Origin of the sequence: Vibrio sp. 10N.261.52.A1 (genome assembly GCF_002876325.1) — a bacterium.
In the GTDB taxonomy this organism is placed as follows: Bacteria; Pseudomonadota; Gammaproteobacteria; order Enterobacterales; family Vibrionaceae; genus Vibrio; species Vibrio chagasii.
Genome location: NZ_MCYD01000035.1, coordinates 1 through 2,957 on the forward strand (window position 1 = coordinate 1; position 2,957 = coordinate 2,957).

Genomic DNA, 2,957 nt, shown 5'->3' on the forward strand with positions numbered 1-2,957 from the left:
GCCTATATTGTCTAACTCTCTTAAGTCACTTACTCAATTCATAATCAAGGGAATCGATAATGAGTTTAAATAAGAGAAAGTTTAACCCCATGGCGGCACTGTCTCCCCTCTTACTGACGCTGGTCATGTTTCCTGTTTCAGCTGAAATCAACCAAGAACAATTCGAATTAGGTAAACAAAAAGCCAAGGTGTGTATGACTTGCCATGGTGATGACGGCATTTCAACACAAGACCCTTACCCAAACCTTCGTGGTCAAAAGATGGGCTACCTCATATCATCGTTAAAAGATTATCAAACAAGAGAAAGAACCAGTGGACTGGCGGTTCTTATGCAGCAACAAGCCGATACGCTCTCGGACCAAGACATCCGCGATATTTCTTATTTCTATTCGAACCTCGGTAGCGAATCAAAGTCGGTGAGCGACTCTAGCGCAGTCAGCCAGTAAAAACCCTAGGCAAGGAGCCTTGTTATGGAACAAGTGACAACGCAGTACAGCATTAAGGTAGTGAAGTACTTTATTATCGCCTCCTTAATCTGGGCTATTTTAGGCATGATCATCGGTGTGATTCTCGCTGCACAGCTGTATTGGCCCATCTTAAACTTCGACTCGGAGTACTTTCAGTTTGGTAGACTTCGTCCCTTACACACCTCTGGCGTCATATACGGGTTTGTCGTCAATATCCTGATGGGGACATCGTTGTACATTGCTCAGCGAACCGGGCATTGTGAGCTCTTCAACAAAAGCTTGTCGTGGATGGTGTTCTGGGGCTGGCAGCTTGTGTTGTTACTGGCGCTCATCTCTCTACCTGCGGGTTACACTACTTCAAAAGAGTACGCAGAACTAGAGTGGCCAATTGATTTACTTATCGTACTTGTTTGGGTGCTTTATGCTGTGTTGTTCTTTGGCACGATAGCCAAACGAAAAGTCGACCACATCTTCGTGGCAAACTGGTTCTTTGCCGCGTTTATTATCGTGATCGCGATGATCTTCATCGTCAACAACCTCGCAATGCCCGTTTCTGCAATGAAGTCTTATTCGGTCTTCGCCGGAGCTCAAGACGCCATCGTACAATGGTGGTGGGGACATAACGCCGTAGGTTTCTTGCTGACGGCTGGCGTGATCGGTATGAACTACTACTTCATACCTAAAGCGGCTGACCGCCCTATCTACTCGTACCGATTGTCCGTGATTCACTTCTGGGGTTTAGTTGGCTTCTACACTTGGGCGGGTACTCACCACCTCGTCTACTCTTCCGTTCCGGTATGGGTACAAAACATTGGTATCGTGATGTCACTGATCCTCTGGTTACCATCCTGGGCGGGTGCGTTTAACAGCGCGATGACTCTGCTGCAAAACAAAGAGAAACTTAAGTCCGACTACATCCTCCTGTTCTTCTTTTCGGCAATTCTCTACTACTGCTTAGCGACATTCGAAGGCCCACTGCTCGCTATTCGTTGGTTCAACATGGTTGCACACAACACCGAATGGATTATCGGTCATGTCCACTCTGGCGCTCTCGGATGGGTAGCGATGTCGGGTATCGCCGTATTCTATTACTTCATCCCACGTTTATGGGGCAAAACCGAACTTTGGTCACCAAGGATGCTCAAGTGGCACTTCTGGCTCGCGCACGCAGGTGTGGCTATTTACGCCATTGCATTGTGGGTAGCGGGTATTGGTGAAGGCTACATGTGGCTCACTCAAAACGACAACGGCGAGCTCGTATACAGTTTTGTGCAAGCGATGGATTTCAAAGCACCTTGGCTATTCCTACGCTTCTTTGGTGGTGCTCTATTCGTACTTGGCTTGTTCTTAATGGCACTGAACCTTTACAAAACGGTGCGTATGCCAGCAGAGCTCGATGTTAAACGTACAGCAAATGGGGAGGCATAAATCATGAGTAAAGACTTTACCCACTCGTTGGTTATTCTAATTTTGACCACCGTAGTGGTCGCCTCGTTTTCACTGGTAGTTTGGGTGGTCCCAAACATCGTTCGAGGAGATGATATTGCTAAAAACAGCCTCGCTGTGCCGTTAACCGCTATCGAGCTAGCCGGTCGAGATATCTACATCAGCGAAGGCTGCCACGTCTGTCACACGCAGATGGTGCGTCCTCTTGACCCAGAAATCAAACGTAACGGACGTCCAAACCAAGAAGCAGACGATATATACGAGTTTCCTAACTTGTGGGGTTCTAAACGTACTGGACCTGACCTAACCAATTTAGCAAGAAAGTACTCTGACCAATGGCATGTGATACACCTAATCAATCCTCGACAAGTTGTGCCTACTTCTATCATGCCATCATACCCTTGGCTGTTTGAACAAACGCTCACTGGGGATGATATCAGTGCGAAAATGGAGGTATTGCGTACGCTAGGTGTTCCGTATACCGACCAAGAAATTGGTGACGCAAGACTACAGGTTAGAGGAAAAACCAAAGGCGAAGCCTTAATTCGATACCTGCAAAGCCTAGGTAAAGATACGTCACAGGAGGTATCACAATGAGCACATTTTGGAACTTATGGGCGGCACTTTTAACCATAATATTCTTTGTTCTAATGGTATCCGTTGTCGTTAAATACTGGCGTAGTAATCACAAGGCCGACGAAGACCACACCGTTGGCACCTTTGACGGCATTGAAGAAAAAGACGCACCGCCACCTAAATTACTGTTTGTCAGTTATGCTGTCGCTTTCTCGCTTTCCGCAGGCTACCTCGTGTTGTACCCAGGGATTGGTGAATGGGAAGGCTTAGTCGATTGGCAGCAAAGTGACGATAAACTCAGTTCGCCCACTACAAGCCTCGATGAGCAGTTTGCCCTAACAAGTAAAACCACTTTAGCTGGGTTAGCAGAGGTACCTGAGATCGTAAACAGCGGTCAGATCTTATTCCAAACCCATTGTGCCGCGTGTCACCGCGACAACGGTCAAGGCCAAAAACACTTCCCTAACC

At 47.3% G+C, this 2,957-nt stretch carries 4 protein-coding genes; all 4 read left to right on the forward strand.

Annotated elements, in window-relative coordinates; all coding sequences use genetic code 11:
- Positions 1-59 precede the first annotated feature (59 nt).
- Positions 60-446, forward strand: coding sequence for a cytochrome c (locus BCT81_RS00430; RefSeq protein WP_102422956.1), 387 nt, complete (start codon positions 60-62; stop codon positions 444-446).
- Positions 447-470: 24 nt separating this feature from the next.
- Positions 471-1,895, forward strand: a complete 1,425-nt coding sequence (gene ccoN, locus BCT81_RS00435; RefSeq protein WP_008217054.1) for a cytochrome-c oxidase, cbb3-type subunit I — start codon at positions 471-473, stop codon at positions 1,893-1,895.
- Positions 1,896-2,510, forward strand: coding sequence for a cbb3-type cytochrome c oxidase subunit II (locus tag BCT81_RS00440; RefSeq protein ID WP_181143960.1), 615 nt, complete (start codon positions 1,896-1,898; stop codon positions 2,508-2,510).
- Positions 2,507-2,957, forward strand: a 451-nt coding sequence (locus tag BCT81_RS00445; protein ID WP_133152462.1) for a cbb3-type cytochrome c oxidase N-terminal domain-containing protein, incomplete at its 3' end; no start/stop codon positions are given. The genes BCT81_RS00440 and BCT81_RS00445, both read left to right, overlap by 4 nt.

Bases quoted from the DNA above. Each gene is read 5' to 3' on its own strand.
- BCT81_RS00430 (WP_102422956.1), top strand. From the start codon at position 60: ATGAGTTTAAATAAGAGAAAGTTTAACCCCATGGCGGCACTGTCTCCC.
- ccoN (WP_008217054.1), top strand. From the start codon at position 471: ATGGAACAAGTGACAACGCAGTACAGCATTAAGGTAGTGAAGTACTTT.